Raw genomic sequence first — 26554 nt, 5'->3', positions numbered from 1 at the left:
TTGGTCATGGCCGGCAGATTGGTCTTATCTCCAGGTGTGGCGATCAGAACGCTTCGGCAGGGAGCGCCATAACGGCCGTGCTACCCTCACTGATTGCAGTGGCAAGACTTCGCGTCTGGGGCAGGATGCGTCGTGCGAAGAAGTTGGCCAGAACAATCTTTTCACGGTAGCGCGGAGTTTTCTCCTGTGCAGCTGCCGCTGCCATTCGCGTCCACATCCAGCCCAGGGCGACGAGCGCGAAGAGCCGCAGATATTCGGTCGCTCCGGCATTCGCGGACGAGGCCTCGGCCTGATGGAGCCAGGCAGTCACGTCACGCAGAGTGTTGACGCCGACGCGGGCTGCTTCGGCGATGCCGAGGACCTCGTTGTTTGCGGCAGCTGCATCGATATCAGCAGTCATCCGCTCCAGAAAACTCTCGACGACCGCACCTCCATCGAGGGCCAGCTTGCGGCTCACCAGATCGAGAGCCTGAACTCCATTGGTTCCCTCATAAATCTGGGCGATACGGGCATCCCTTACGAACTGCTCCATACCCCATTCGCGAATATAGCCGTGGCCGCCGAAGACCTGCTGTGCCTGCACCGCACTTTCGAAGCCCAGATCGGTGAATGATGCTTTGATCACGGGAGTTAGCAGCGCGACGAGGTTATCGGCGTTCACGCGCTCCTGCTTGTCTGGATGGCTGCGCGAGCGGTCATGTTGCAGGGCGGTCCAGCCAGCGAGTGCTCGTGCAGCCTCGACAAAGCTACGGATCGAGAGAAGCATACGCCGGACATCTGGATGTTCAATGATCGCGACCGGACCATGGTGACCGTCAGCGCTGCGCCCCTGCAACCGGTCCCTGGCATAGGCCGCCGCCTGTTGATATGCTCCGCCAGCAATGCCGAGCCCCTGAATGCCAACCATGAGCCGTTCAGCGTTCATCATGGTGAACATCGCGTTCAAGCCGCGGTTGGGCTCCCCCACGAGCCAGCCTGTGGCACCGTCATAGTTCATCACACAGGTGGGTTGGGCATGAATGCCCATCTTCTTTTCCAGCGCCCCCACAGACATGGTGTTGCGCAGGGTGAAAGCGCCACTGTCATCGGCTAAAAATTTGGGTACGAGGAAAAGACTGATCCCTTTAATTCCCGGCGGGGCATCGGGCAGCCGTGCAAGTACGAGATGGACTATATTCCCGCCAAAGTCGTGATCGCCCGATGATATGAAGATCTTGGTCCCCGTTATCGCATAGCTGCCGTCAGGGTTGGAAGTGGCGCGGGTCTTGAGGAGTGCGAGGTCGGTTCCGGCATCGCTCTCGGTCAACGCCATTGCCCCTGTCCATGAACCGCTGACGAGATGCGGGAGATAAGTGGCGCGCAGAACCTCGTCGCCATGAGCCGCGATCGCCTCGGACGCTCCTCGCGTCAGGCTAGGAAAGAGCGCGAACGACAGATTCGTCGCGGACATCATTTCATCGAGCCAGAGTTGCAGGACGAAGGGCAGTCCTTGGCCGCCATATTCCGGATCGGCTGACAGTGACGTCCAGCCGCCGGTGGTGAATTTCCGGTAGGCAGCAGCAAAGCCGGGGGGTGTGGTCACAGCGCCGTCCGATAGCCGACTTCCATGCTCGTCCCCCTCGCGATTGAGAGGCTGGAGACATTCGGAGCAGAGCTTTCCGGCTTCTTCGAGCACGGCGGTCGCAAGTTCCGTGTCAACGTCCTTGCCAAGGATCTGCATTTCCGCATCGAAATCGAAGACGTGCTGAAGCAAAAAATGATAGTCGAGGATCGGCGGGCTGTAGATCGCCATATTGGTACTCCGGATGGTGGCCGGCCTGAGCGATGCAAGCGCAGTGGGGTCTCGCTAGCAACACCAAGGGGGGTATTGTTGGCGACCGATATACGCACTGGTGGCGTCTAGTGCGCTGGCTTGGCGCGGCAGATTAAAGGCGTTCTAATTCGGCCCTGGAGGTCAGAAGTGTTTTCGCATCTATGCGTCGAGCCGCAGACTGAGCTTTCGCGAAGAATCAATAGGCAGAGCAGTTTTGTATGTGACCTGCTTCAGCACGACATTAGAGCGGATGCCTGCGACGCCTTCGATCTTGGACAGCTTTCTTGAAATCAGCCACTCGAGTTCATCGACATCCCGGACGACTACTCGAAGAAGAAAATCGCATTCACCTGTCATCCAGTTGCATTCCATGACCTCAGGAAGCATCTCGACGGCTGTCTGGAAATGCTCGAGCGTTGCACGCGGCTGCTTGTCAAGCGACACCTGAATGTAGGCATTGACCTCCAGTCCCATAACCTTCGGGTTCAGAAGCGTTACCCGTCGGGAAATGATGCCGGTCTGTTCCAGCTTTCGTACCCGGGTCAGGCAGGGAGAAGGAGACAGGTTGACCCTGTCCGCCAGCTCCACATTCGTCAGATTTGCCTCCCTTTGCAGCTCATTGAGGATCTTGATGTCTGTTCTGTCGAGCGTGAGCATGTTCATCGTTGCCAGCCTTTCTCCACCTGAAGCGATCCAAACGGCACATCCGGCAGGCAATCGGCATATAATTCCGTGGAACAGTCCATCGCGATTTTCAGCCTTTCGCTTCGTCGGCGTTTTGCCAGAACCACGGCAGAGTATATCCCGGACTGTTCGTGGCAGGATTCATATGATTGCCAATTTATATCGCGAATCTGACAAAATGACGCTATGGCCAAGATGGAAGGAGGCTGGCCGCAATGTCCGAGATGGCGTCGATCACTGGGCACCCCGCCACGAGCAGTGCCGTGAACGCAGAAATCATGAGGCCGTGGAGTGTGGAGGGCCTGCGCGTCAGCTTCGCATCGTTCGACCCTGACGAAATGCCACGGCCGGTGATCTCCACAGAAGTACCGCGCAAGGAGAACGACGACGAGCTTCCGATCCACAAGCACCGCAAAGGCCAGCTCGTGGTGAGCGCCCAAGGCTCGATTGCGTGCAGGACGCTCGATGGCATCCGCATCGTCCCGTCGAACGGGGCGGTATGGGTTCCCGGCGGCGTGGCGCACAGGATATCGATCCCGGATAACGGAAGGTCCTATTGCATGTTCATCGACCCGAAAGTGGCCCCGCTTCCAAACACGTGCGCGACATTCTCCATTAACCCGATGCTGCGCGAGATGATCACGCACATGGCGAAACTGCCCGCGCTCTATCCTCTGGAGAGCCCGACGAGCCGGCTCGCACAAGTCATTCTGGACGAACTGGCCCAGATGAAGGCAGAGCCACTGCACTTTCCCATCACCACGCACCCAAAGGTCCAGTTCATCGCAGCGGCCCTGCTCGAGGCGCCTGACGACCGCAGGACGATTCGGGAATGGGCGGGGAAAGTGGCAACAAGCGAGCGGACATTGGCACGGCTGATCCTGAAGCATACGGGCATGACTTTCGGCCGCTGGCGCCAGCAGCTGCATATCGTCATCGCTGTGCAGAAACTGGGCTCCGGGGCCACCGTACAGGCCATATCGCAGGATCTGGGATATGATTCTCCAAGCGCCTTCACCGCGATGTTCAAGAAATACATGGGCCAGCCTCCCCGCAGATATCTTCAGGATCGTGCCGAGATCGAAGCGGCTTGAATTGGGAGTGGCAATCTCCCGGTGATCGCCCCCTCACGAGATTAGGGTCCTGACAGCCCACGCATTTGGCCTGCTGGAACCGGCGAAAACTGGTCCGGCGCTACTTCCTGCTACTCGCAAGCAACCGCCATTCTCGCACCCGCCCGACTGCGCACTTGCCGCTGCCGAGCAGAGGCTGCGTTCGAAGGGTTTGAAAGACACAACAAAGTTCCGCGTCTCCGGCCCATACCCATTATCTTCGGCAGGTTCTGCCGACAACTTGGTGAGACCATTCACGCATCACAGGAATCGGCGATAAGCCGAAAGGAGCGTTGACGTGTCTATCAAATTTGGGTTCTGGTCTGAGCAGGAAACGCAGGTCGGTCAAAGTTACGCCAGACGGCTGCTTGAGCTCGTTGACGAGGCGGTATTCGCGGAAAAAATGGGTTTCGACCTAGTCGCGTTGTCCGAACAGCATCTCGCCCTGGGCGGTATCTCGAGTTCGGCGCCCGAAGTTGTTTATGGTCACCTCGCAGCCAAGACTTCCCGGATCAAGTTGCGTCCGTCCGTCGTTCTCATGCCGAAAAATTTCAATCATGCGCTGCGCACGGCGGAGCGCGCTGCGGTGACCGACATTCTGTCCCATGGCCGCTTCGAACTCTATTGTGGTCGTGCGAACACTACGATTGCCATGCGTGGCTTCAACGTGGACCCTTCCGAGACACAGGAGCAGATGGAAGAAGGCATGGACCTGATCAGGGAGGCGTTCACGAACGACGTCTTCACATTCAAGGGCAAGCACTATCAGGTTCCCCCGCGCATGCTCGTCCCCAAACCGCTGCAGAAGCCCTATCCGACCATGGGCGTTGCCGCGACGAGCGAGCGCAGCCATGTGTGGGCAGGCCAGCAGGGGCTCGCAGTCATGAGTCACAGCCTTTACAAGGGCTGGGAGGTTCAGGACAAGCTGATCAAGGCCTATAAATCCAGCTGGCAGCGCGATCCGAAAGGGCCTTCGGAGAAGGCGCGTATCGGGATGCCGCTCTTCATCGGGATCGGCAATACGGATCAGGAGGCCTACGACACTTATGCCGGGCCGCTGAAGCACTACGCGCGCATTTCGACCAGCGGTTATCCAAAGCTGGCCCAACTCTCGAAAGACTATGCCTACATGGCCGAGGGCGCAGAGGCGCTGCAGCGTGCGGCCGGCGACTGGGACTATCTGATCAATGAATCGGCCAGCCTTGTATGCGGCAGCCCGGAAACCGTGATCCGTCAGCTGGAGAGATATGTCGACCTCGGGATCGACGAAATCCTCTTCCACCTCGATTCCGTACCCCACAGTGAAATCATGAAGGCGATCGATCTGATCGGGCGCTACGTCATTCCGTATTTCAAGGACCGCAACAACGTCGTGCGCGATTACGACGACGTGCTCGAACAGATCCGAGCCATGCGCGAGCCTACAATCCCTGCCTGATCAGCGTGAAGCATCTGGAGAGTAAAGCTATGAACAACAGCGCCTACGAAGGGTTGCTGGTTGAACGCCGTGATAGTGGCGTGGCGATCATCACCATGAATCGGCCCGAGATCCTCAATGCGATCAGCTGGCCGATGCATTCGGCACTTGAGCAGGCCTTTGTCGATCTCGACAATGATCCCAAGGTCAAGGCCATCGTGCTCACTGGCGCGGGTCGCGGGTTCTGTTCCGGGGGCGATCAGAATTCGCTCGACGATGGTTTGCACGCCATCTCGCCTACCCGTTCAGGCAGGCATCTAATCCGCAACATGCTCGAGCTTGAATCACCTCTGATTGCCGCGGTCAATGGAGTCGCAGTCGGCTTGGGCGCCACCCTCGCCCTTTACTGCGATGTCGTCTTCGCCGATCCCAGCGCCCGCTTTGCCGATACGCATGTGACGGCCGGGGTCGTCGCCGGCGACGGCGGCGCCATCATCTGGCCGATGCTCTTGGGTCCAGTCAGGGCCAAGCACTATCTAATGACCGGCGAATTCATTTCGGCAGAAGAGGCCGTGGCCGCTGGCATGATCAACAAGGTCATCCCGGAGGGCAAGGTTCTCGATCACGCGATCCAATATGCGGAAATGCTGGCCAGCGGGCCGCGAGATGCCATAATCTGGACCAAGTACGCCGTAAACAAGCTCATCAAGGAACAGGTTCACCTTAATCTCGATACCGCGGCCGCGCACGAGATGCTGACGTTCGTCAGTCCGGAGCGGAAGGAAGCGGTGGCGGCGTTCCGTGAAAAACGCAAGCGCTTTGCAGAAGGCGAGAGCTGAAGTGAACAAGGTGCATCCTGCCGCTTTCGACGACGCCACGCTGCCTTCATTGTTGCGGGACCGCCGCGATGCGGTCAGCGACCAAGTTGCATTTTTCCAGAAACGTGCCGGTGAATGGCGTTCTACGACGTGGGGCGACTATGCGGACGAAGTCTCTCGTCTTGCGAGCGCGCTTCTCGATAACGGACTGAGACAAGGTGACTATGTCGCGATCATGGGTGATGTATCACAGGAATGGGCCGTTGCCTTCATGGCGACGGTTTGCGCGGGTGGGGTAGCGGTCGGGATATATTTCACCTCCTCGACGGAGGAGGTGGATTATTATCTTGGAGACTCCGGCGCCAGATTCATGTTCGTCGCCGGGGAGAAGGAGCTCCGCGTCGTTCTTCGCGCCGGTCACGCCGCCGGGCTTGAGAAGATCATCACCTTTGAATCAGGCGTGACATCTGCAGACAACATCGTTTCGCTGCCGGGTTTTCTGGCTTCGGCTTCCAGCTCCTCCACGCTGCTCGATGAGCAGGCGGAGGTGGCAGGACCCGATGACATGGCCTGCATCGTTTATACCTCAGGAACGACCGGCAACCCCAAAGGCGCAATGCTGACCCATCGTTCCCTTATCGAAGGTGTCGCGACCACTCGTTGCTTTTGTCCAGCGCTTTTTACCGAAGCCCAGCGCGTAGTGGTCCACCTTCCCATCTCCCATGTCGTAGGACTTGGGCAAGGGATCGTGCTGCCACTCATCAGCGAGGTCCTTCCCTATTTCGGAGAAACCAGCGCGGATTTCGCCGCGACCATTCGCGAGGTGAAGCCGACTTACTGGATGGTGCCGCCGCGTTTCTATCAACGCTATGCGGCCGAGCTTGCCAGCAAGATCAACGCCTCCAGTCCGGAAAAAAGGAAATCCTACCATCTGGCGATGTCGATCGGTCAAAAGGCACTTGCCGATCGTCAGGCGGCCGGGCCCGGAAGTTCGCTTCTTCAGGCGCTGTTCGAGACGTGCCGCAAGGAGGTTTTCGTGCCGCTGTTGGCAGAGATCGGTCTCGACCAGCTGAAGTATCCCTATACGGCGTCGGCGCCCATGCCGTCCGACGTAATGAAGCTATGGCAGACTTGGGGCTTGAACTTGAAGGAATGCTATGGCCAGACCGAACTGGTCGGCGCGAATGCCGCCCAGCTGAGAGACTGGTCGCAGGCTGGCACGATCGGAGAGGCTATCGCCGATCCGCGCTGGAAAACGAGGGTGGCCGGTGATGGCGAAATGCTGGTCAAGGGGCCAGGTCTCTTCACAGGATATCTGAACAAGCCGGACGACACGCTGGACGCCTTGCATGACGGATGGCTCCATACGGGCGATATCGTGGAGGTGCGGCCCGATGGCCAGCTCGCTCTGATCGACCGGAAAAAGGAGATCATCAATACGTCCGGCGGCAAGTCGATCAGTCCAGCGCAGATCGAGAATGAGCTGCGCCAGAGCCCCTATATTTCCGAAGCGGCGGTGTGCGGTGACGGCCGGAAATATCTCGTTGCGCTGATCGAAGTCGACCGCATCGCGATGATGGATTGGGCAAAGGACCGGGTTAGCACGATCAACAACTATTCAGACCTATGTACGTCAGAGGCTGTTATTCATCTCATCGAAGGCGAGGTCGCGAAAGCCAATCAGAAGCTCGCACAAGTCGAACAGATCAAGGCTTTCCGTATCCTGCATGAAGAACTGACAGTCGAAAATGGTGTAATGACCGCGACACGGAAGAAGCGCCGGAAAAACCTGAACAATCGTTACAAGGAGATGATTGACTCATTGTACGATGATTCAGAGGACGTCCTCATTCGGAAAGCGTTGTCATAGTTCAATGAGCATGCACATGGCAGAGTTCCATTCCAAGCCCCGTGACATCCTTCTGTCGTCCACGACGGAGATAATCGATGAGGCCCGCAACGGCAGGATGTTCATTCTCGTTGATGACGAGGACCGGGAAAATGAGGGAGATCTTGTCATTCCGGCGCAGATGGCAACGCCAACGGCCATCAATTTCATGGCCATGCATGGCAAGGGGCTGATCTGCCTGGCCCTCGACAAAAAGCGGGTCGACCAGCTTGGCCTCGACCTTATGAGCCCGAACAATGGTAGTCGGCACGAGACCGCCTTCACCGTGTCCATCGAGGCGCGTGAGGGCGTATCCACCGGCATTTCGGCGGGGGATCGAGCCCGTACGATCGCGGTGGCTATAGATGGCTCAAAGGGGCCCGAGCACATCGTCACGCCTGGCCATGTCTTTCCCCTGATTGCAAGGCCGGGCGGGGTTCTTGTTCGCGCCGGTCATACCGAGGCAGCGGTCGACGTGGCCAGGCTGGCTGGCCTCAACCCGTCGGGGGTCATTTGCGAGATCATGAAGGATGACGGGACAATGGCCCGCCTGGAAGATCTCATTGCCTTTGCTCAGATCCATGGGCTCAAGATCGGTACGATCCGCGACTTGATCGCTTACCGGCGTCGCCACGACCACGATGTCGAGCGGCTGACCACCGCCAAATTCGAGAGCAAATGGGGCGGGGAATGGACTGCCATTTCATTTCGCAACAAGGCTGTCGAAAGCGAGGCAGTCGCGTTGGTAAAAGGGACCGTCGACCCATGCAAGGCGACATTGGTGCGAATGCATGCGCTCGACATTTTTGCCGATGTCCTGGGTCAGGCGGACGATCGGAGTAGCCTGCTGTCCCGTGCGATGGAGGAGATTGCCTCGAACGGGAATGGCGTCGTTGTGCTGTTCAGCCGCGAGGTGCCGATGTCCCATCTTTTGCGCGTGAAGGCAGGCGAGCCGCTGGCCGACCTGAAGGAACTGCGCGATTACGGTCTCGGTGCGCAAGTGCTCGCCGAACTTGGCATCCACGATATGATCCTTCTTACCAATTCCAGAAATACGCCAATAGCGCTCGAAGGATATGGTTTGAACATTGTCGAGCATAGAGGCATCTAGCGCAATCGGTGAAAATTGAACAATTTCATAGCTGCGTCCTATACCTCGGATCAAGCTTCTGATCGGCGCCTGTCAGAGTAAAGATCCGCCTCTTTATTGCCAGCGCGTGCCTCAAACTTTTGCCTGAGACAGTGCTTCTGCGGGTGATTTCATCGCCGGAAAGACACCGCAATGAATGGCGTTCTGTAAAGCTCGGTTCGATTGTCGTGTAAGGCGGCAGATTGTTCCGCAAATGCCGCCTCACCCCCATAAGATCAGAACCTCATGCCGTGCGATCTGTGTGAATTTTCATGATCGAAAGTTCTTTGGCGCTTGGACCCGAGGTGTGTGTGGCAAGTAACAATTCCATTGCTTCAGAATGTGTCGACCAGTCTGCTTCCAAGGACGTTCTTCGATCGGTTCTCAGAGCTGTTTCGATCGTCGCTACCGGACAGGGTGAGATGAGGCGCGGTCTTACCGTCACTGCGGCGTCTTCTCTGCGCGTCGACCCTACCATGGTCCTTGTCTGCATCAACGGAAACGCGGAAGCCCATGACGTCATTTTGGAAAGCAGGGCCTTCTCGTGGAATGTGCTGTCAGCTGACCAAGTCTCCTTGGCGCAGCGCTTTGCATCGATGGACGGAGTAAGGGTGCGTCGCGCTTCTCATCGGCGGAATGGGGCAACCTCACAACTGGCCGCCCGGTTCTACAGGCCTCGGTGTGCAGCTTTGACTGTCAGGTGCAGAACTCAATCCAAGCAGGGACCTATCCGATAATACTTGGCTCCGTCATTTCTCAAAACGGAAACCCAGGAAAACGACCACTCATATACTATTGCAGAAAATTCTGCACTATTGATTTTCAATTAAATAAATAAAAATAACTTAATAAGTTCGCAGGAAAATCGGCAATTTTTCTTACTCGCAACGCGTATTTGTGAAAAGTTGAAAAATATAGCCGAATAAATGTACGTTTAAGTTTTAGATCTCTGATTATTTTGCAGGACGCCGTTAAATAAGCGTTCCTGTTCGACGAGGAGCGCGACAGAGATCATTGCTTTGCACTATCTGCGATGAAGGGGAGTAACATGAGGAAATATTCAGTCCTGACTTTTTGCCTGTCGACAACGGCGTCGGTCGGAATGCTTGCTTGCGCTGCATCGCCAGCCTGGGCGCAGGAACAGCCAGGTGAACCCAATGCTCAACACAGTGACCCCTCGCCTTCCGGCGAGATTATAGTCTCCGCACGCAAGAGGAACGAGCGCCTTCGTGATGTTCCTGAAACAATCACAGCCTTCTCTTCGGAGGCGTTGACCAAGGCCGGGATCGCAAACGTCGATGACATCGGGCGCCAACTACCAAACGTTGTCCTCAATCGGCGTGGCGACAACGAGCCTAACGCCGTCATCCGTGGCGTCGGCGGTTTTGGCAATACCCAGGGCGTGGGTTTTTATATCGACGACGTTCGCAACGTCACGGATCAATCGGCACGCCTCGTCGATCTGGAACGGGTAGAAGTCCTCAAGGGGCCGCAGGGCACGCTGTATGGGGGCAGCTCGATCGGCGGCGCCATAAAGTTTGTCACCAAGAAGCCGTCGTACGATGGCATCGAGGGGCATGTTACCGTCGAGGGCGGAGGCCAAGAAACCTTGAACCTCGAAGGCGCAGTCAACATCCCCATCACCGATGGCATTGCAGCTATTCGCATCACCGCCTATTCTGACTCGAACGGCGGCTATCTGACCAATCCCTTGATTGTTGATACCCGCCCGGACGAAAGCAAGGAATATGGGGTTCGCGCCACGCTACGCCTTAACCCCGGCGAGGACACGGAAATCCTCACCACTCTTCGTTATATCCGGATGAACAATGGCGGTTACCCATATTATCCGACAAGCGGCCCTTCCGACTATTCATTTGATTCCCCGGGAATAACGAATGGCTTCAACCGCAAGCAAGTTCTGGGCGGCACTGTTTCGATCAATCACGAATTCGAATCAGTTACCCTTACTTCCCTGTCATCGTATACCCGTCGTGAGAACCGTATTCTTTGGGATTTCTCACTTACTGGCGACCCCGAAACGTCGGTTGTTGCATCGCAAGATGACCCGGTCGTATCAAATGTGGTGACGCAGGAGCTGCGCCTCGCATCCAATGGAGACGGTGCGCTCAATTGGTTAGCTGGACTATATTACAGCTCGTACTCGAACTTTGATTTGCTTAGCCAGGTTGACCTGTTCTTTGGCGTGCCCGTAATTGGCGAGCCAAATGTTCCGGACTTCTATGATACCAAAACCATGCAGAGGACATATGCCGGCTTCGCGAATATCGGATATAAAGCAGGCGGGTTCGAAGCCAATGTGGGCGCACGCCTTGACCATTCGACATTCCTAGGCACCGACAACGCCACGGGACAAACTGGCAAGATCAAGAAAACGATCGTTTTGCCGAAGTTGTCATTGGCCTATAAACCTTCAAGTGACCTGATGATCTACGCTTCAGTCGCCAAGGGGTATGAACCAGGAAAAGTTCCGGTTTATGGCGACGGTGCTTTTCAGCCCTATAAGGCTGAAACTTCTCTCAACTATGAAGTTGGTATCAAAGGTGAGACTTTTAATCGGCTTTTCCAATATGAACTGGCAGGGTTCTATATCAAATATAAGGACCGGCAATTTGAAACCCGCGTGAATGAAGACGGCATCATTGTTGAAAAAATCGTAAACGTGGGCGATTCGGAATCCTACGGCGTGGAGTTTTCCGGAACCCTGCGACCAACTGATAGTCTGACCATTTCGGGAAGCGCTGGATATCTTCACTCGACCTGGGAAAAGGGCGTTTACAACTTGGTGGACGTCAGCGGCAACAGGACCCCAAATGCTCCGCGCTTCACCGGAACGCTTAATGCCGATTATTCGCAGCCGGTATCTGATAATCTGAAAATCGGCTTGCGTGCTGACATCACATATAACAGCGGCTTCTATTGGGATATTCCCAACCGAACCCAGCAAGACGACTATAGTCTGGTTGGCTTCAGGCTTTCTCTCGCGGATATCGATGATACCTGGGAGCTTGCCGCACGGTTGGTGAATGCATTCAACGCGAAGTATAATTACGAATACCAGGACCAAATCAATTCAGAGCTCGATCCGGTAACCGGCGCATGCAATCTGTGCAGCAATGCCCGTATCGGTCAACCCCGCCGGTATACGGTATCGTTCTCCTACAAGTTCTGAATTTCAAGGGCGGAGGGGGCATCCGGTGATGCCCCCTCCTGCCGACATGTTCGACTGCCTCAAAAGCAATCCCGTACATATCTACCTGAGTGGATGGGGAATAGAGATGCATCTGATTTCTTCCGGCTTCGCCCGGACTGTGCTTGCGGGCGCCATTTCCACTTATGCTGGCCTTGCCTCGGCGCATGACCTGACCATTTATCCCCAAAGGCAGGCGGATTCAGTCTTGCTGACAATGTTTCTGGGTGATCCAGGTGACTATCAACCGATAGAACAAAGCCAGTTCATCGACCTCAAGTTTTACAAGCCGAAAGCCACTACGCCGGTTGAGATCGGCCCCATCAAGGTTGATGGCAATTGCGCGCGTATCGCCACGAGTTCGGCCGCGTTATCCGATGACGTCGAAGGGACGTATCTCATATCGTCTCATTACGACAACCGATTCGCGGCGTTCGACGCAAATGGCCGTGGCTACGGCACGACAAAGGAGTGGGTGCGCAACAGCACGGACTCCGCGCACTTTATCAAGTTCGCGAAATCGCTTTTCGCCGTTGGACGTTCCGACCGGAGCTATAGCCGTGTACTCGGCGACCGGCTGGAGCTTGTGCCGCTGGCCGACCCGTTCGGAGAGGTCATTCCGGGCAGGACATTGCCCGTCCGAGTTCTTTTCGACCGCCAGCCGCTTGCGAACCACAAGGTGGAAGTCGGAGATGCTGCGGCTGCATCGCTCGGCCAGAATTACCAGACCGATAGCCGCGGCGTAGTTCGGGTGCCCGTCGATCATGACGGATTTTACCGTATCGCCGTCGATATGAGGGCCAAGTCGCATTATCCCGATCTGTACGATTGGGACGATTACACCGCTTCTCTCGTTTTTAGGCGCAAATGACGTGGACTATACTCGAACCTATCGCCGCTACTCGCTCACAGTCCTGTTCCTGATCTACACGCTCAATTTTCTTGATCGGCAAATCGTCAATATTCTTGCGGAGCCGATAAAGCGAGATCTTCATCTTGCCGACTGGCAGCTCGGATCGCTGACCGGCCTGGCCTTTGCGACTTTCTACGCGACCCTTGCACTGCCCATCGCGCGTCTGGCCGAGCGTCATGACCGCGTGAAGATCATCGCGGTCTGCACCATGATCTGGAGCCTTTTCACCGGATTATGCGGCCTTGCCAACAGCTTCCTGCACCTGTTTCTGGCACGAATCGGCGTGGGCGTCGGCGAGGCCGGCTGTACCCCTGCCTCCCATTCCCTGATCAGCGACTATGTCCCTCGGGAGAAGCGGGCATCGGCGATGGCGACCTTTTCCTTGGGCATACCGGCCGGATCACTGATCGGGATGACGATTGGCGGCCTGATCGCGGACAGCTTCGGCTGGCGTGCCGCATTTCTGGTCGTGGGCCTTCCCGGTGTGATTCTGGGCTTGGTCGCCATGTTTACATTGCCCGAGCCCCGGCGCTCGTCGGCCAGCAAAGTCCCAACCGCTTCGTCGCCAAGCCTACGCACGGCCCTGAGCGAGTTGCGTCGGAACCGAACCTATATCTGGCTGACAGCTGCCATGTCGGCCATGGCCTTTGTTACCTATGGCCACTTCGCGTTTCTGGGTTCGTTTTTCCTGCGCAACCACAACAATGGCCTGGTGCATTTCGGGGAGCTGCTGGACAAGGCCCTTGGCCTGTCACTGGGGCCCGTCGGCTTCATGGGGACCGCGCTGGGCCTGATCTTCGGAATATTCGGTGCGGCAGGAACATGGCTTGGTGGCGCATTGACCGATCGGGCGGCGGGTGACGATGCGCGCGCTTATGCGACAGTGCCAGCAATTGCCGCTTTCCTGTTGCCGCTCTCGATGTTCGCGACCTATCTCGCATCCGGTGTGCTGGTGGCCCTGGTTCTCCTGAGCGTACCAATTTTGCTTCAGGCGATTTATTATGGTCCGCTCTTCGCCAGCGTCCAGAGCTTGGTCCAACCGAACAACCGGGCGACAGCGGCCGCGATTTTGCTGTTCTTTGCCAATCTGATCGGCCTGGGTCTGGGCCCGCTCGCTGTCGGTCTGTTGAGCGATCTGTTCGCTACCCACATCGGGAGCGCCAGCGGGTTACGCTGGTCGCTGATTGTCACTTCCTTCGTCTATGTCCTAGCGGCCGGAGCGTTTCTGATGGCACGCCGGACGATTCGCGAGGATATGGTGAGTTGATGGGCCTTTCCCCCGGTTGGCCGGGTGTATTCTGATATCTCAATTGACGGATTGCCCGGCTGAGTAACGCTTCAGTCAGCGTCCGGACGGGCAAAGCCCTCGATCAGAAGCGTTGCGATGCGCTCGATGCAATGTCTGCCGATGGCGACGGTGGAGCCGTGCGGATCCCCCAAAATGCCGTTGGCGCTCACGGCGCGAAGGCCTTCCCGCCACATCAGCTCGAGATCGGATTGCGATAGCAGGCCCAGCTTGCCAGCCTGATAGGCGTGCGGGCGCACCCGATCCGGGTGGATGTCGAGCATTACGGATGTCTCGGCGAGGTCGGCATGGCCGCCGACCTTGACCGGTTCACCACCTGCTTCAGCCACAGCATCCCGCCAGGTTTCGAGCCAAGCGCGGGAGTCCGTGAAAGCCGAAACCCGGCATGACGGGGGCACAGCCGATCGCAACCGGGGCAGCATGTCGGCCAAAGAAGGGCAATTGCCGACATGCGCTGTGAAGATGAGAATTCGTTCGAAGCCATGCCGGGCAAGGCTCGTGCAATAGTCGCGGACGACCATCTCGAATGTCTGCTCCTGCAGCGAGATCGTGCCCGAAAACTCCAGATGATGGGATGAGCAACCGACCCGGATGGTCGGGGCGACCAGGGCCTGTCCAATGCGCTTCGCCAGGAGGATGCCCAGATGGTCGGCATGGTCCGCGTCTACGCTGAGCGGCAGGTGTGCGCCATGCTGCTCCACTGCGCCGCACGGAACGATGACGGTCCGGATACCGCCTTCGACCGCTTTCGCCACCTCAACAGACGTCATGAGCTCAAGGCGAAGGTTCTCGTGTTCTTCTGTCATGCTACTTCGCCTTGCGCCGGAGGAACTGCTCTCTGGCGGCCGCAGTTTCCGACCGGTTCATGTACGCGGCCATATCGTCGATCGTCCGGCTTTCCATCTCGTCGTCGGTCATGCTTTCCGCGTCAGTAAGTGTCCGCTTGATCGCTGCGAAGAGATATACATCCTTGGCGCGGAGTTTTTCCGCCTGCTCCCTCGCGCGATCGTGCAGCTCGCCGAGGCTGACCACCTCGTTGATGAGGCCGATTTCGAGCGCCTTGGCAGCGCCGACAAGTTCGCCGGTGTAGAGCATTTGTTCGGCAACGCGGCGCCCGATGCAGTTCATCGCCCGGCGCATGCCCTTGGCGGCAGGAAGCAGCCCATTGTTGATTTCCGGAAAGCCGAACTGCGCGTTCTCGCTCGCCACGACGTAATCCGAATGGAGGATCAGCTCGATGCCGGCGCCCACCGCATAGCCATTGACCGCACTGATAACGGGTGCGCCGTAGCGCTCCTGCTCGACAAGCAGGCGATGAAAGGCGTGCATCCGCGGGATGGCGATGTCCGGACGCTTCGCGACCTCTCCGATGTCGCCGCCTGCGCAGAAGAAACGCTCACCCGCCCCCGTCAAAACGATGGCGGGAGCGTCGGCTTCGTTGGCGAGTTCGGCGAAGCGGTCGACCAGCTTCCGGAGCAGATCATATGTCAAAGCATTGGCCGGAGGGCGATCAATGGTTAGCCATTCGAGCGTTGGGGTGAGGCGGTCGATTCTCAGCATGGCACATCCTTTTCAGACTTCGCTTTCTAGCTTCTTCCGCGCGACACAATCTGCCGAAGGGCAGTACCGATGAATCCGCCGCGCAGGACGAAATTTCGCGGATCGGTTTCCTGGCAGCTTAGCGTTCGGCAGGTTGGTGGAAGGTACGCCGCACCCCATGCAGGACGTTCCGAATGAACGTAACCAATCGGAGGCATGTGGCCTCTCTCAAGTGGTCACAACACCGCGCAGGCGCCCGCAGATGATCGCCTCTGCCTCGGTCACGATGCGGGTGATGAGTTCCCGACAGGTCGGGATGTCGTGGATCAGGCCCAGCACCTGCCCTGCCCAGACAAGGCCCACCTCCGCATCGCCGGTTTCAAGGGCCTTGCGTCCCAGAGCGCCCGAAACGAGCGGTTGCACGTCGGCGAAAACCGCGCCGGGCATTTCTCCAATCTCGACCACCTTGTCGGACACAGATGATTTGATGACGCGACCCGTGTTCCGAAATGTACGAAAGATCAGATTCGTGGAGCGTTCGTCGCTGTTGACCAGCAACTGCTTGATACTCTCATGGATCGGTGCTTCGACAGTCGCACAGAACCGCGTGCCCATGTTGATCCCATCCGCGCCGAGCGCGAGCGCCGCAACCAGGCCGCGCGCATCGCCGTAGCCGCCGCTCGCAACAATCGGAATCTTCAACTTATCGGCCGCAGCAGGGACAAGCACGAGCGCCGGTATGTCATCTTCACCCGGGTGACCGGCTGCTTCGAATCCGTCGATCGACACCGCGTCGACCCCCATGCGCTCGGCAGACAGTGCATGGCGCACTGCCGTGCACTTGTGAACCACCGTGATTCCGTGCGCCTTGAATTCGTCTACATGCTCCTGCGGCTTGTATCCGGCGGTCTCGACTATCTTCACGCCGCTATCGATGATCGCCTTGCGATAGTCGGCATAGGGCAGAGGCGAGACCGAGGGCAGGATGGTGAGGTTTATGCCGAAGGGCTTGTCGGTCATGTTCCGGCAGCGGTCGATCTCGCGACGCAGGTGGTCGGGGGTGGGTTGAGTGAGTGCTGTCAGGATACCGAGTCCGCCCGCGTTCGACACGGCTGACACGAGCTCGGCACGGCCGACCCATTGCATGCCGCCCTGTATCACGGGATGTTCGATGCCAAACAATTCGGTAATTCGGGTGCGTAGCGCCACCGTCACGGTCCCCCTGAAAATGCTCTAACCCGCCGTCCCGGCGACCGGTCGGTGATCGGCTGAAGGCGACGCGACAAACTGGGCGCGCAGCTTCTTTTTATCGATCTTGCCGACACTGGTTCTCGGGAGTTCCGACACGATGACAAAACGCTCCAGCTTCGCGTAGCGCGTAACCGCACCTTTCGCGATGAGATCCTGTATCGGCGCATTGATCGCCTCGAGCGTGACGCCCTGCCCCACGGCAGGAACAACAACGGCGAGCGGTCGCTCGCCCCACTGATCGTCTGGTACTGCGATTACGGCAACTTCGGAAACGCCGGCCGCACCGGCTATGATGCCTTCAAGCAGGATGGAGTCGATCCACTCGCCGCCGCTCTTGATGATATCCTTCAGGCGGTCGCATATCGTGACATTGCCTTGCCGGTCTATGGTGGCAACGTCCTGTGTGTGAAGCCAGCCGCCGCGCCAGAGCGCCTTGGACCCGGCTTCGTCGCCCACGTAGCAGGGAGTCAGCCAGGGCGCGCGAACCACCAGTTCTCCCCGGGCGCGCCCGTCATTGGGGAGCGTGTTCATATTTTCGTCGACGATCCGGGCTGAGACCAAGGGAATCGGCACGCCTGCGCGGGTCAGGAGATAGCCCTCGTCAGCCGCACCCGCATCGGTTCGCGGTGCGCGACGCGTCACGGTGAGAATGGGCCCGGTTTCGGACATGCCATAGGCACAGACCAGTTCCATCCCCCGCCGGCGCCCTTCTTCGAAAAGGGCTGGCGCCAGGGCGGATCCGCCGATCACCATCATCCATCCCGAAAGGTCGGTATTCGTTTCCTCCGCAGCGGCAAGGATCATCTGGAGTATGGTGGGCACACCGTGGGAATAGGTGACGCCGTGTTGGGTGCGCAGCTTGCAGATCATCGCCGCGTCATAGCGTCCGGGATACACCTGCTTCAGGCCCAGCATCGTCGCGACATAGGGCATGCCCCAGGCATGCACATGGAACATCGGGGTGAGCGGCATGTAAACATCGTCGATGCCAAAGCCCCGGTGCCGCGTGTCTCCCGAATGACCGCACAGGGCCATCGCATGAAGAACCAACTGCCGATGGCTGAAGCAGACTCCCTTGGGGTTGCCTGTTGTGCCGCTCGTGAAGAAGGTGGTCGCTATTGCATTCTCATCGAAATCCCTGAACGGGAAGCCCGCGCTCGCGGCCTCACTCAGCGTTTCATACTCCCCCGCCGCCCATGGCGGCAGTGGCTCGTCGCTTCCGTCCAAAATGGCGACGATCGCGTTCAATCCGGGGACCGCTTTCCGGATATCTTCGACCAGATGGAAGAAGTCCCGATGGACCAGAATGACGCTCGGGTTGGTGTGAACCAGAGTGTAAAGGATTTGCTCGAGAGGCAGGCGGACATTCACCGACTGCAGGACCGCCCCCATCATCGGGACTGCGAAATACGCTTCCAGATATCGATGGCTATCCCAGTCCAGAACCGAGATCGTCGTTCCTTCCTCGCCCCCGAGTGAAGAAAGCAGCGAGGCCAGCCTCCCGACGCGCCGAGCAAACTCCCGGTAGGTGTAGCGAATCTCATCGCGATAGATGATCTCCTGATCCGCCGACGTGATCAGCGCGCGGTCCAGTAGATGGCCGATTGTCAAAGGGTATCGATAAGTCTCTTCAGATCCTTCGGCAAACCGCAAGCCCACATCCATTCTCCGTTCTTTTCACCTGAGCGTTTTCAGCCAGGTCATGTTCGGCCATCCGGATAGTTCTCGGCCCCATCGCAGCACGATGGCGCGTGGCCGGCGAGCGATTACCGAATGATCGATAGGGCGCCCATCGACACGCTGCCGCAATGGAATCCCGAGGAACTGAAGCGAATAGCTGCTGGCCTGAAGGTAGTGCGCACACCGGAAAGTTTCGTTTCAAAAGTGACACGCAAAGCCAGCGATTAAAGCATGATGTAGTGCGTGAGATGGTTTTGCCGGAACGCAATGCCGAATTGCCGGCATCATCTAGATATTTGGCTTGATCGTCTCCAGCGTGACGAACGTCGGTCAGGAGTTTGCAACGACGCAATCCGGGTTGGCGATGTCCGACGGAAGCGCAGTCCGATACACCACCTGCCGCAGACCAAAGCTCGTTGTGACCTGGGAAACGCCAGCAATCCGGGTAAGTTTGTGCCTGAGAAAATGTTCGAAATCGTTGAGAGAGCGAACCAGCACCCGTAGATGGTAATCAGCATCTCCTGACATCAAATAGCATTCCATGACTTCGGCGATCTCTGAAATCTCCTGCTCGAATATGGCGAGATGCTTGTCATCCTGGCTGTCGAGCCGAACGCGAACAAATGCCGTCACTGCCAGACCCAGGGTTTCGGGGTCGACAAGGGCGACATAGCGCGAAATCACGCCACGATCCTCAAGCTGGCGCAGCCGCCGAAGACAGGGGGAGGGTGAGAGACCCACCTTGTCGGAAAGCTCCTGATTGGACATGCGCCCATTTGCCTGAAGTTCGGACAGGATTCGCAAATCTAGTGCGTCTAAACTTAAGTCCAGCATTTTCTGTCTCATAGATCCAAGATAGTGGCATAATCTGCCGATATTCTGTCATCCTGCACAGGTCTTTGCAAGGACATGTCCGTCAAGCGGGCTGTAGATCGGTGCCTGTTCCAGGATAGGATACCGACAATGGCCTCGACCACCTCACGCTCCCGGCAGGACGTCATCAGCGCGCTGGAGCACCTCGACACGCAGCTTCTCTGGCTGTCTTCATGGATGATCCATAACGCCAACCATATTCGGCCGAAACGCGACGGGCTGAAGGTTGGTGGTCATCAAGCCAGCTGTGCCTCGATAACGGCAATCATGGCTGCGCTCTATTTCCATGCCCTGCGCCCGCAAGACAAAGTTTCTGTAAAACCTCACGCTGGCCCGATCCTGCACGCCATCCACTATCTGCTCGGCAATCAGTCGCGTGACCTGATGGAACGGTTTCGCGGTCTGGGCGGTGTTCAGAGCTACCCCTCACGCACAAAAGACCGGATACCGGTCGATTTTTCGACCGGCTCGGTTGGCCTGGGCGTGGCCGTCACTGCCTTCACAAGCCTCGTTCAGGATTACCTGATCTCTCACGGTCAGGTGAAGGTGGAGGATTCCGGACGAATGATTGCCCTAATGGGCGACGCGGAACTCGACGAAGGCAATATCTACGAATGCCTGATCGAGGGCTACAAGCATGACCTGCGCAACTGTTGGTGGATCGTCGACTACAATCGACAGTCACTCGACGCGACAACGGCCGACCGCATGTTCAGGCGTTTCGACGACATATTCGAGACCTGCGGGTGGCGAGTCGTCACGCTCAAATATGGCAAGCGTCAGCGTGAGGCATTCAAGAAGCCGGGCGGTCAGGCTCTGGAAGGATGGATCGATAGCTGCCCCAATGCCGACTTCGCCGCGTTGACCTATCAGGGCGGCCCCGCGTGGCGAGCGCGGCTTCATGCCGATCTTGGCGCCAAGGCACAGACCCGCAAACTGATCGACAGCTATGACGACGAGGGCCTTGCGCGCCTTATGACCAATCTGGGCGGTCATTGTGTCGAAACGCTGATCGATGCCTTTGACGCTGCTCAGGACGAGGTTCCGACACTTTTCATCGCCTATACCGTGAAGGGCCATGGCCTGCCGCTCGCAGGTCACAAGGACAATCATTCAGGCATGATGAACCCGTCCCAGATGGAGCAATTTCGTGCCGGTCTTGGCATTGCCGAGGGTCAGGAATGGGAAAAATGGGCGGGCCTGGGCGACAATGTGGCCGCGGATCTTCAGACCTTCATAGAAGCCAGCCCGATTGCATGCTCTCGCCCGGAAGCGCAGGCGCCCACAGTGGCCGTGCCCCCGCGCCTGCCCGTGCCGGACGGCACAGAGCAGTCGACCCAGGCCGCTTTCGGACGTATTCTCCTCGACCTTGCGAAATCCGGCGAGGAAATGGCCGATCGCATCGTCACGACCGCGCCGGACGTCACCCAGACCACCAATCTCGGCGGATTCGTCAATCAAAGGGGCCTGTTCCGTCGCCAGGAACTGGCGGACGTCTTCCACAACGCCAAGATCCCCTCGGCGCAGCGTTGGTCGCAGCATGCTGCCGGCCAGCACATCGAGCTAGGTATTGCGGAAAACAATTTCTTCATCGCGCTGACATCGCTCGGCCTTGCCGCGCCGCATTTCGGGACCCGGCTGCTTCCCGTGGGAACGGTCTACGATCCGTTCATCGCGCGCGGTCTCGATGCGCTGAACTATGGTTGTTACTCGGACGCGCGCTTCCTGCTCGTCGGCACGCCCTCCGGCATCTCGCTTGCGGCCGAAGGTGGAGCTCACCAGTCGATCAACACTCCGCTGATCGGCATGGGCCAACCGAACCTGGCCTATTTTGAACCTGCCTTCGCGGATGAACTGGCCGCGATGATGCGCTGGGCCTTCGAGCATATGCAAAAGCCCGATGGCAGCTCGGTCTATCTACGCCTGACGACTCGGGCGATATCGCAGGTCGTCCGGGATGACGGAGCTTGGGAAGCCGATGCGCTGAAAGGCGGCTATTGGCTGCGTAAGCCCTCCCAGGGAGCAGAGGCAGCCATCGTCTTCACTGGCGTCGTGGCGCCTGAAGCCCTTGCGGCATGGGAGCAGCTCGCCGAGGATATGCCGGGCCTTGGCCTGCTCAACGTAACGTCACCCGATCTGCTGCATCGCGATTGGTCAGCGCAGCGTGCTGCACGCTGGAATGGAGTGGCATCAAAGCCCTCCCACGCGGAGACTTTGCTATCCGATCTGGCACCTGGCGCGGGACTTGTGACTGTACTCGACGGTTCGCCGGGCGCTTTGTCATGGCTCGGCGGCGTCATGGGCATGCGCGTCAGCCCGCTCGGCACCGACCGCTTTGGCCAGACCGGCGACTTGCCCGATCTTTACCGGACTTATCGTCTCGACAGCGAAGCCATCGTCGATGCGGCGGCCGAACTCTATCTGGGAAACTGACATGAGCATTGAACTCAAAATGCCGGCGCTGTCGCCAACCATGGAGAAGGGTACGCTCGCCCGCTGGCTGGTGACGGAGGGTGACTTGGTGAAATCCGGCGATCTCGTCGCAGAGGTCGAAACCGATAAGGCGACGATGGAAGTAGAGGCGACCGATGCAGGACGCGTCGAGCAACTCGTGATCGCTGCGGGGTCAGAAGACGTGCCAGTAGGTACCGTAATCGCGCTTCTGGTGGACACAGATGCGATGGCGAATCCTGGCCCAAGCGTTTACGATAATGCTTCTGTCATTGATAAATCCGCCGCTACTGCGACGGAGGCTCCCGCGGTGGAGCCATCACGCTCTATACGCTCGCAGCCTGTATTGCTTGAGACTCATAGCCCTAGCCCTAGCCCTAGCCCTAGAAAGTCGCCGGCCGATCGCATCAAGGTGAGCCCGCTCGCTCAACGTATCGCGGACGCCAAAGGCATCGACCTGTCGGCCATCACCGGCACTGGTCCGAACGGGCGAATTACCCGGGCAGACCTCGGATTGTCGCCGGCTTTCGAGCCTGACCCCATTCCGGTCCATTCGGCTTCTGTTTCGACGATCGAGCCAATCGCGCCTCCGCCCGCCGGTGTCCCGGTGGAGACCGTCGGGCTCTCCGGCATGCGCAGGACGATTGCCCGCCGCCTCACCCAGTCTAAACAGACCGTTCCGCATTTCTATCTGACAGCGCGTTGCAACCTCGATCCCCTGCTTAAACTGCGAGCAGAACTCAATGCGAGTCTTGCCGCGCAGGATGCAAAGCTCAGTGTGAATGATATGCTGATAAAGGCGCTGGCCCTCGCGCTCGGCGAAGTGCCCGATGCCAATGTCCAGTTCGGCGGCGACGAGCTGCACCGCTTTGGCCGGGCAGACATCTCCATGGCGGTTGCGCTCGACGGAGGTCTGGTAACTCCGGTCATCAAGGACGCGGGCACGCTCTCATTGTCTGCCATCTCCCGCTCCAGTAAGGAGATGGCCGCGAAGGCGCGTGATGGCAAGCTGCTGCCCGAGGATTATCAGGGAGGGACGGCGTCGATCTCCAACCTCGGCATGTACGGGATCGACGAGATGTTCCCTGTGATCAACCCGCCGCAGGCGCTCATCCTCGGTGTCGGTGCAGGGGTAGAGCAGCCGTGGAAGGTCGACGGCCATATCGCTCTCGCGACCATCATGGCGGCAACCGCGAGTTTCGACCATCGCGCCATCGACGGTGCGACCGCCGCGCAGTTCATGCAGGCCTTGCGCGAGCTGATCGATGTTCCGCTCCGGCTCGTCGCGTAAGCAAGTTGTCAGTGCAGGGCGGCAATCCGTGTGCACTTACCTCGTCTTTCGCGAAGCCCATGCGGCGCAGGGCGGCATTCAGCGTATTTTCGCTCATCGAGCGTCGGCTGGTGTGGAACGCTGGGAAAACCAGTCCGCTCGGCCCGGTCATTGATCTCAATTCTTTGAATAGCGCGACGATCTGCCGAGACAGCAGAACCGAATGCGGACGCCGCGCCTTTATCTTTCCCTCCGGCACTCGCCAGACAGCTGGATCGAGATCGATCTCGTTCCACTCCGCATGGCGCAATTCACCCGGTCGTACGAAGACATGTGACCCGATCCGCAAGGCCAGATTCGTGACCGGCTGGCCGAAATAATCATCGATCGCCCGAAGCAACTCGCCAAGCTTCGGCCCTTCCTGAATGGCGGCGTAATGGCGCGCCTTAGGCGCAATCAATGCGCCCTTCAGCAGATCGGCGGGGTCTTGCTTCGTCCGGGCCGTAGCAACAGCATAGCGGAACACGCGACTGCCGAAACTCCGCGTTTTCTTTGCGGTCTCGTAATTGCCTCTTGCTTCCAACCTCTTGAGGGCAGCCAAGAGCATCTGCGGGTCCACCTCACTGATTGGCAAGTTTCCGATGGTTGGTTTCAAGAGGGAAAGGAACCAGCGCACCTTCACTACTGTCGGCTGGGCTCGCCCGTCCTTCTTCATCTTGGTGAGGTATTCTTCGGCAATGCGCTCAAAGCTGTTTTCCGCACTGACCTTGGCCGCCGCCTTCTCCCGCTTTCTTCTCAGCCCCGGGTCGAGACCTTGCTCGATCAATGCGCGGGCCGCATCGCACCGCTTCCTGGCCTCAGCCAGCGAGACCTCGGGATATGACCTGAGCGCCAGCCGTTTCTCTTTGCCAGCAAAGCGATACTTGAGCCGCCAGAGCTTCGAGCCACTGGGAACTGCTTCAATGTAGAGGCCTTTGCCGTCAGCTTTCTTGAAGGACTTTTCCGTGGCTCAAATCGCCCGGATTTGCGTGTCCTTGAGTGGCATCTGGGGCACCGCCTTTCGCTGAAATGCCCCCAAGCATCAGGTTTGCCCCCAAACATGCCCCCAAATCGCGCGGACTGGTGAGGAACAACTGCGATCACTCAGCAGCTTTGATGGACAGTAAATGGCAGATTTCTGCGGCTTTCTTGATCCATCTAGGGTTATCGGGGGAAAAGCAAATGGTGCCAGAAGAGCTTTCTAGCTGGGCGCCTAAACGGTTGATTTTCTAGCTAAATCATCAACTTAAAAGATCGCCAAGAGCATCTTTAGCACGATCCGACAGCGTGGAAAAGGCTGGATACTTGTGGACGGTTCGCACGAAACGACGGGACAGCCAGCGCTTCAGCTTCTTGCCAAGGAATCTCGCGCCTAGTTTCTTCGCGGGACGATCTCATATTCCAAATCGTGCAAACGAAACCGCTTTGGCTGCTCCTCTTGATGATGGCGGACGGGTGCTCCGACGACGTGCTCACGCAGGATCGCGAAAAGACCGTTCATGGACCTGAGATTGCCCTGCCGTGCGATCATCACCTTTCCAGCGTTGTAGAACTGCATCCAAGTGGCATACGCCACATTCTCGTCTATGACTGCTCCGGCCAGTGGGTAGGCGTGGTGCCTGGCGACAATGAGTTTCCTGACCCTAGATATCTTGGCGCCTCGCGGGAGGCGAAAGGCATTCCGTAGGATGGTCTCATCGGCTGTACCGAGCCAGTCCGCCACAACGTCGAGCCATCCGATGCACTCTCGCAGAAATCGTGGCATTCTCGAATTTTTTGTCTTGAGATCTGGCCCGGGTGTATCCTGGTGCTTGAGCTGAAACAGCATCAGGTCGCCGTAGATGGGGTCGAAGGCAACCAAATCTACGTCTGTCAGCACCCTGCCTCGATGCCGAAGCTTTATGTTGGTGCGGCAGATCACGTCCGGAAAGATGGACTGAAAAAATTCTGTCAGCGCACGCTGAAGTGACGCTTCGCGACCTCTCTGGTTGGATGAATAGTCGGACTGAAAATTCCTTCTAAGGGAATCGAGCAGGAACTCCATTTGACGTGCTCGGCCACTCACCAGCTTCACGATCGAGGTTGATGCGAACTCGACTATTACGGGCAGAGGAGCGTGTGGTCTCGAAGCGACTCCGACATTCTGCCGAGTAAGCGTCACCGTCCTGAACAGTTGCTCAGCTTCACATCGAGAGGTCGGGGTGTAGTGGACAAATCTCTCACCGAACTCCTCCAGAGCACGCCAGAGATCGTCGATGAATTCCTCACGGTCCGCCGATATCGTCAGCACGTTACCCCTTGGGATGTCAGGGTATTTCACGTTCATTGCTGCCGCAAATCGTTCATGTTTTAGAGCAAATGACACAACAATTGCAGCACTCATCAGGTATTTTAGGTAGGTGATTCCGCCAAATTTTTTCAATTCATTGAATGAATCGAATTGAGGAGTTTCGGCGATTTGCCCCCAAGCGATGGTGAAAAATATGTCATCGAGAAATGGATCTGCGTTGTAGCCCATGAACAGATCGCGCCAGACGTAGACATTTTCGAGGCATGATTCCTGAATTTTTTCAGATCTTATTTTACCTTCCGGGGTTTCAAACAAATTGCGCTCAAGCTCAGTCTGCAAGATACCACGATAATGTTCTTCAACCCCCCTCTCGTGAGCCTGCGCGTCGATAACCCTAGGAGGAAACTCAAAGCGATAGAGCTTCGGATCAACCTTCGTGATCGTTGACAGGCCAGACCAGGTCAGCTCGACAACGCGCCTTCCGTGTTCGATGAATCCCAGCATCGTGGCCAGATCAGCAACCCGTCGTGCGAGGTCTTCGGATCGTGGCATCGTGATCGCCGGAAAGGGAAAGTCCGAGTGCAGGCTGAGCATGAGGATAACCAGCCGCCTGAGCCCCATCGATAGAAAATAAAATGAATGCGACAATTCCTCTTCGAGGCCGTTCTCCGCAATGAACGTTTCGTGAAGATCGAGCTCTTTCAGTGCGCCAGCGAGAAGGATGCCCCGATGGTCACGCGCGAGCTGCTGTGAGATTCTGCTCTCCTCTTCGGAGAGGCCCTGCAAGAACTCAACGATCCAAGCCTTCTCATCAGCTGAAAGTACTACGGGTTCGCCAAGTTGAGCCATATTCGCAGCACCAGTAAAGTT

General features: G+C 57.8%; 21 protein-coding genes and 2 pseudogenes. 13 read left to right on the top strand and 10 right to left on the bottom strand.

Annotation, left to right across the window (positions count from 1 at the left end; genetic code table 11):
* Positions 1–43: 43 nt before the first annotated feature.
* Entirely contained in the window at positions 44–1792 is a 1749-nt protein-coding gene (locus MB02_RS07215; RefSeq protein ID WP_067534691.1) for an acyl-CoA dehydrogenase C-terminal domain-containing protein, read from the bottom strand.
* A gap of 180 nt (positions 1793–1972) precedes the next feature.
* Entirely contained in the window at positions 1973–2476 is a 504-nt protein-coding gene (locus tag MB02_RS07210) for an Lrp/AsnC family transcriptional regulator (RefSeq protein ID WP_067534688.1), read from the bottom strand.
* Between the two features lie 236 nt (positions 2477–2712).
* Here MB02_RS07210 and MB02_RS07205 point away from each other — a divergent pair, with 236 nt between their 5' ends.
* The 10 genes and pseudogenes from MB02_RS07205 to MB02_RS07170 all read left to right on the top strand — a co-directional run bounded on the left by MB02_RS07205 (position 2713) and on the right by MB02_RS07170 (position 14252).
* A complete protein-coding gene (locus MB02_RS07205; protein WP_082826029.1) occupies positions 2713–3591 on the top strand; it encodes an AraC family transcriptional regulator in 879 nt (292 codons plus the stop codon).
* A gap of 316 nt (positions 3592–3907) precedes the next feature.
* Complete coding sequence (locus tag MB02_RS07200; protein WP_067534685.1) at positions 3908–5047, top strand: LLM class flavin-dependent oxidoreductase; 1140 nt, start codon at positions 3908–3910, stop codon at positions 5045–5047.
* A 29-nt stretch (positions 5048–5076) separates the two neighbouring features.
* The gene (locus MB02_RS07195; RefSeq protein WP_067534682.1) at positions 5077–5865 is read left to right on the top strand and encodes an enoyl-CoA hydratase/isomerase family protein; all 789 of its coding nucleotides are present in this window, start codon (positions 5077–5079) and stop codon (positions 5863–5865) included.
* A 1-nt stretch (position 5866) separates the two neighbouring features.
* Entirely contained in the window at positions 5867–7714 is a 1848-nt protein-coding gene (locus MB02_RS07190; protein WP_067534679.1) for an AMP-dependent synthetase/ligase, read from the top strand.
* A 16-nt stretch (positions 7715–7730) separates the two neighbouring features.
* On the top strand, positions 7731–8843 hold the full coding sequence (gene ribB / locus MB02_RS07185) for a 3,4-dihydroxy-2-butanone-4-phosphate synthase (RefSeq protein WP_235829452.1): 1113 nt from the start codon (positions 7731–7733) through the stop codon (positions 8841–8843).
* Positions 8844–9133: 290 nt separating this feature from the next.
* A pseudogene (locus tag MB02_RS18180) lies at positions 9134–9472 on the top strand (flavin reductase family protein); the annotation flags it as partial.
* Entirely contained in the window at positions 9454–9699 is a 246-nt protein-coding gene (locus MB02_RS18175; RefSeq protein ID WP_407919333.1) for a flavin reductase family protein, read from the top strand. The pseudogene MB02_RS18180 and the gene MB02_RS18175, both read left to right, overlap by 19 nt.
* Positions 9700–9909: 210 nt before the next feature.
* Positions 9910–12054 carry a TonB-dependent receptor gene (locus MB02_RS17955; RefSeq protein WP_067534676.1) on the top strand — a complete coding sequence of 715 codons (2145 nt, stop codon included), beginning with the start codon at positions 9910–9912 and terminating at the stop codon, positions 12052–12054.
* 28 nt (positions 12055–12082) lie between these two features.
* On the top strand, positions 12083–12943 hold the full coding sequence (locus tag MB02_RS07175; protein WP_067534673.1) for a DUF4198 domain-containing protein: 861 nt from the start codon (positions 12083–12085) through the stop codon (positions 12941–12943).
* 1 nt (position 12944) lies between these two features.
* Entirely contained in the window at positions 12945–14252 is a 1308-nt protein-coding gene (locus MB02_RS07170; protein ID WP_067534670.1) for a spinster family MFS transporter, read from the top strand.
* Between the two features lie 71 nt (positions 14253–14323).
* Here the strand turns inward: MB02_RS07170 and MB02_RS07165 are convergent, their stop codons facing one another.
* The 4 genes from MB02_RS07165 to MB02_RS07150 form a co-directional block, all read right to left on the bottom strand.
* Entirely contained in the window at positions 14324–15097 is a 774-nt protein-coding gene (locus MB02_RS07165; RefSeq protein WP_067534667.1) for a creatininase family protein, read from the bottom strand.
* A 1-nt stretch (position 15098) separates the two neighbouring features.
* The gene (locus MB02_RS07160) at positions 15099–15851 is read right to left on the bottom strand and encodes an enoyl-CoA hydratase/isomerase family protein (RefSeq protein WP_067534664.1); all 753 of its coding nucleotides are present in this window, start codon (positions 15849–15851) and stop codon (positions 15099–15101) included.
* Between the two features lie 207 nt (positions 15852–16058).
* Positions 16059–17039, bottom strand: a complete 981-nt coding sequence (locus MB02_RS07155; protein ID WP_067534661.1) for an NAD(P)H-dependent flavin oxidoreductase — start codon at positions 17037–17039, stop codon at positions 16059–16061.
* A 24-nt stretch (positions 17040–17063) separates the two neighbouring features.
* Positions 17064–18746, bottom strand: a complete 1683-nt coding sequence (locus tag MB02_RS07150) for a long-chain-fatty-acid--CoA ligase (protein WP_067534658.1) — start codon at positions 18744–18746, stop codon at positions 17064–17066.
* Between the two features lie 108 nt (positions 18747–18854).
* Here MB02_RS07150 and MB02_RS18060 point away from each other — a divergent pair, with 108 nt between their 5' ends.
* A complete protein-coding gene (locus MB02_RS18060) occupies positions 18855–18989 on the top strand; it encodes a hypothetical protein (protein ID WP_268872956.1) in 135 nt (44 codons plus the stop codon).
* A gap of 102 nt (positions 18990–19091) precedes the next feature.
* On the opposite strand, the gene MB02_RS07145 is transcribed toward MB02_RS18060, so the two are convergent.
* On the bottom strand, positions 19092–19595 hold the full coding sequence (locus tag MB02_RS07145) for an Lrp/AsnC family transcriptional regulator (RefSeq protein ID WP_082826051.1): 504 nt from the start codon (positions 19593–19595) through the stop codon (positions 19092–19094).
* A 129-nt stretch (positions 19596–19724) separates the two neighbouring features.
* On the opposite strand from MB02_RS07145, the gene MB02_RS07140 reads away from it, so the two are divergent.
* Together MB02_RS07140 and MB02_RS07135 are read left to right on the top strand one after the other, a co-directional pair.
* A complete protein-coding gene (locus MB02_RS07140) occupies positions 19725–22067 on the top strand; it encodes a transketolase (protein ID WP_067534655.1) in 2343 nt (780 codons plus the stop codon).
* Position 22068: 1 nt separating this feature from the next.
* The gene (locus MB02_RS07135) at positions 22069–23376 is read left to right on the top strand and encodes a pyruvate dehydrogenase complex dihydrolipoamide acetyltransferase (RefSeq protein WP_067534651.1); all 1308 of its coding nucleotides are present in this window, start codon (positions 22069–22071) and stop codon (positions 23374–23376) included.
* Here the strand turns inward: MB02_RS07135 and MB02_RS07130 are convergent.
* The 3 genes and pseudogenes from MB02_RS07130 to MB02_RS07125 all read right to left on the bottom strand — a co-directional run bounded on the left by MB02_RS07130 (position 23324) and on the right by MB02_RS07125 (position 26533).
* On the bottom strand, positions 23324–24094 hold the full coding sequence (locus MB02_RS07130; RefSeq protein WP_407919332.1) for a tyrosine-type recombinase/integrase: 771 nt from the start codon (positions 24092–24094) through the stop codon (positions 23324–23326). The two genes, MB02_RS07135 and MB02_RS07130, sit on opposite strands and share 53 nt — an antisense overlap.
* A 54-nt stretch (positions 24095–24148) precedes the next feature.
* Positions 24149–24343, bottom strand: a pseudogene (locus tag MB02_RS17950) (Arm DNA-binding domain-containing protein); the annotation flags it as partial.
* Positions 24344–24766: 423 nt separating this feature from the next.
* Positions 24767–26533 (bottom strand): hypothetical protein, encoded by a 1767-nt coding sequence (locus MB02_RS07125; protein ID WP_067534645.1) that lies wholly within the window; start codon positions 26531–26533, stop codon positions 24767–24769.
* Positions 26534–26554: the final 21 nt, after the last annotated feature.

It is taken from the genome of Croceicoccus estronivorus (genome assembly GCF_001625325.1).
In the GTDB taxonomy this organism is placed as follows: Bacteria; Pseudomonadota; Alphaproteobacteria; order Sphingomonadales; family Sphingomonadaceae; genus Caenibius; species Caenibius estronivorus.
Note: the sequence above shows the minus strand (reverse complement) of the source record. Positions and strands in the feature narration are given on the sequence as shown.

What these genes read in the sequence shown, in the direction of transcription:
- MB02_RS07140 (WP_067534655.1), top strand. Translation starts at nt 19,725, where the DNA reads ATGGCCTCGACCACCTCACGCTCCCGGCAGGACGTCATCAGCGCGCTG.
- MB02_RS07165 (WP_067534667.1), bottom strand. Translation starts at nt 15,097, where the DNA reads ATGACAGAAGAACACGAGAACCTTCGCCTTGAGCTCATGACGTCTGTT.
- MB02_RS07150 (WP_067534658.1), bottom strand. Translation starts at nt 18,746, where the DNA reads ATGGATGTGGGCTTGCGGTTTGCCGAAGGATCTGAAGAGACTTATCGA.
- MB02_RS07175 (WP_067534673.1), top strand. Translation starts at nt 12,083, where the DNA reads ATGCCCCCTCCTGCCGACATGTTCGACTGCCTCAAAAGCAATCCCGTA.
- MB02_RS07160 (WP_067534664.1), bottom strand. Translation starts at nt 15,851, where the DNA reads ATGCTGAGAATCGACCGCCTCACCCCAACGCTCGAATGGCTAACCATT.
- MB02_RS07215 (WP_067534691.1), bottom strand. Translation starts at nt 1,792, where the DNA reads ATGGCGATCTACAGCCCGCCGATCCTCGACTATCATTTTTTGCTTCAG.
- MB02_RS07135 (WP_067534651.1), top strand. Translation starts at nt 22,069, where the DNA reads ATGAGCATTGAACTCAAAATGCCGGCGCTGTCGCCAACCATGGAGAAG.
- MB02_RS18060 (WP_268872956.1), top strand. Translation starts at nt 18,855, where the DNA reads ATGATCGATAGGGCGCCCATCGACACGCTGCCGCAATGGAATCCCGAG.
- MB02_RS07210 (WP_067534688.1), bottom strand. Translation starts at nt 2,476, where the DNA reads ATGAACATGCTCACGCTCGACAGAACAGACATCAAGATCCTCAATGAG.
- MB02_RS07205 (WP_082826029.1), top strand. Translation starts at nt 2,713, where the DNA reads ATGTCCGAGATGGCGTCGATCACTGGGCACCCCGCCACGAGCAGTGCC.
- MB02_RS17955 (WP_067534676.1), top strand. Translation starts at nt 9,910, where the DNA reads ATGAGGAAATATTCAGTCCTGACTTTTTGCCTGTCGACAACGGCGTCG.
- MB02_RS07145 (WP_082826051.1), bottom strand. Translation starts at nt 19,595, where the DNA reads ATGCTGGACTTAAGTTTAGACGCACTAGATTTGCGAATCCTGTCCGAA.
- ribB (WP_235829452.1), top strand. Translation starts at nt 7,731, where the DNA reads ATGGCAGAGTTCCATTCCAAGCCCCGTGACATCCTTCTGTCGTCCACG.
- MB02_RS07125 (WP_067534645.1), bottom strand. Translation starts at nt 26,533, where the DNA reads ATGGCTCAACTTGGCGAACCCGTAGTACTTTCAGCTGATGAGAAGGCT.
- MB02_RS07195 (WP_067534682.1), top strand. Translation starts at nt 5,077, where the DNA reads ATGAACAACAGCGCCTACGAAGGGTTGCTGGTTGAACGCCGTGATAGT.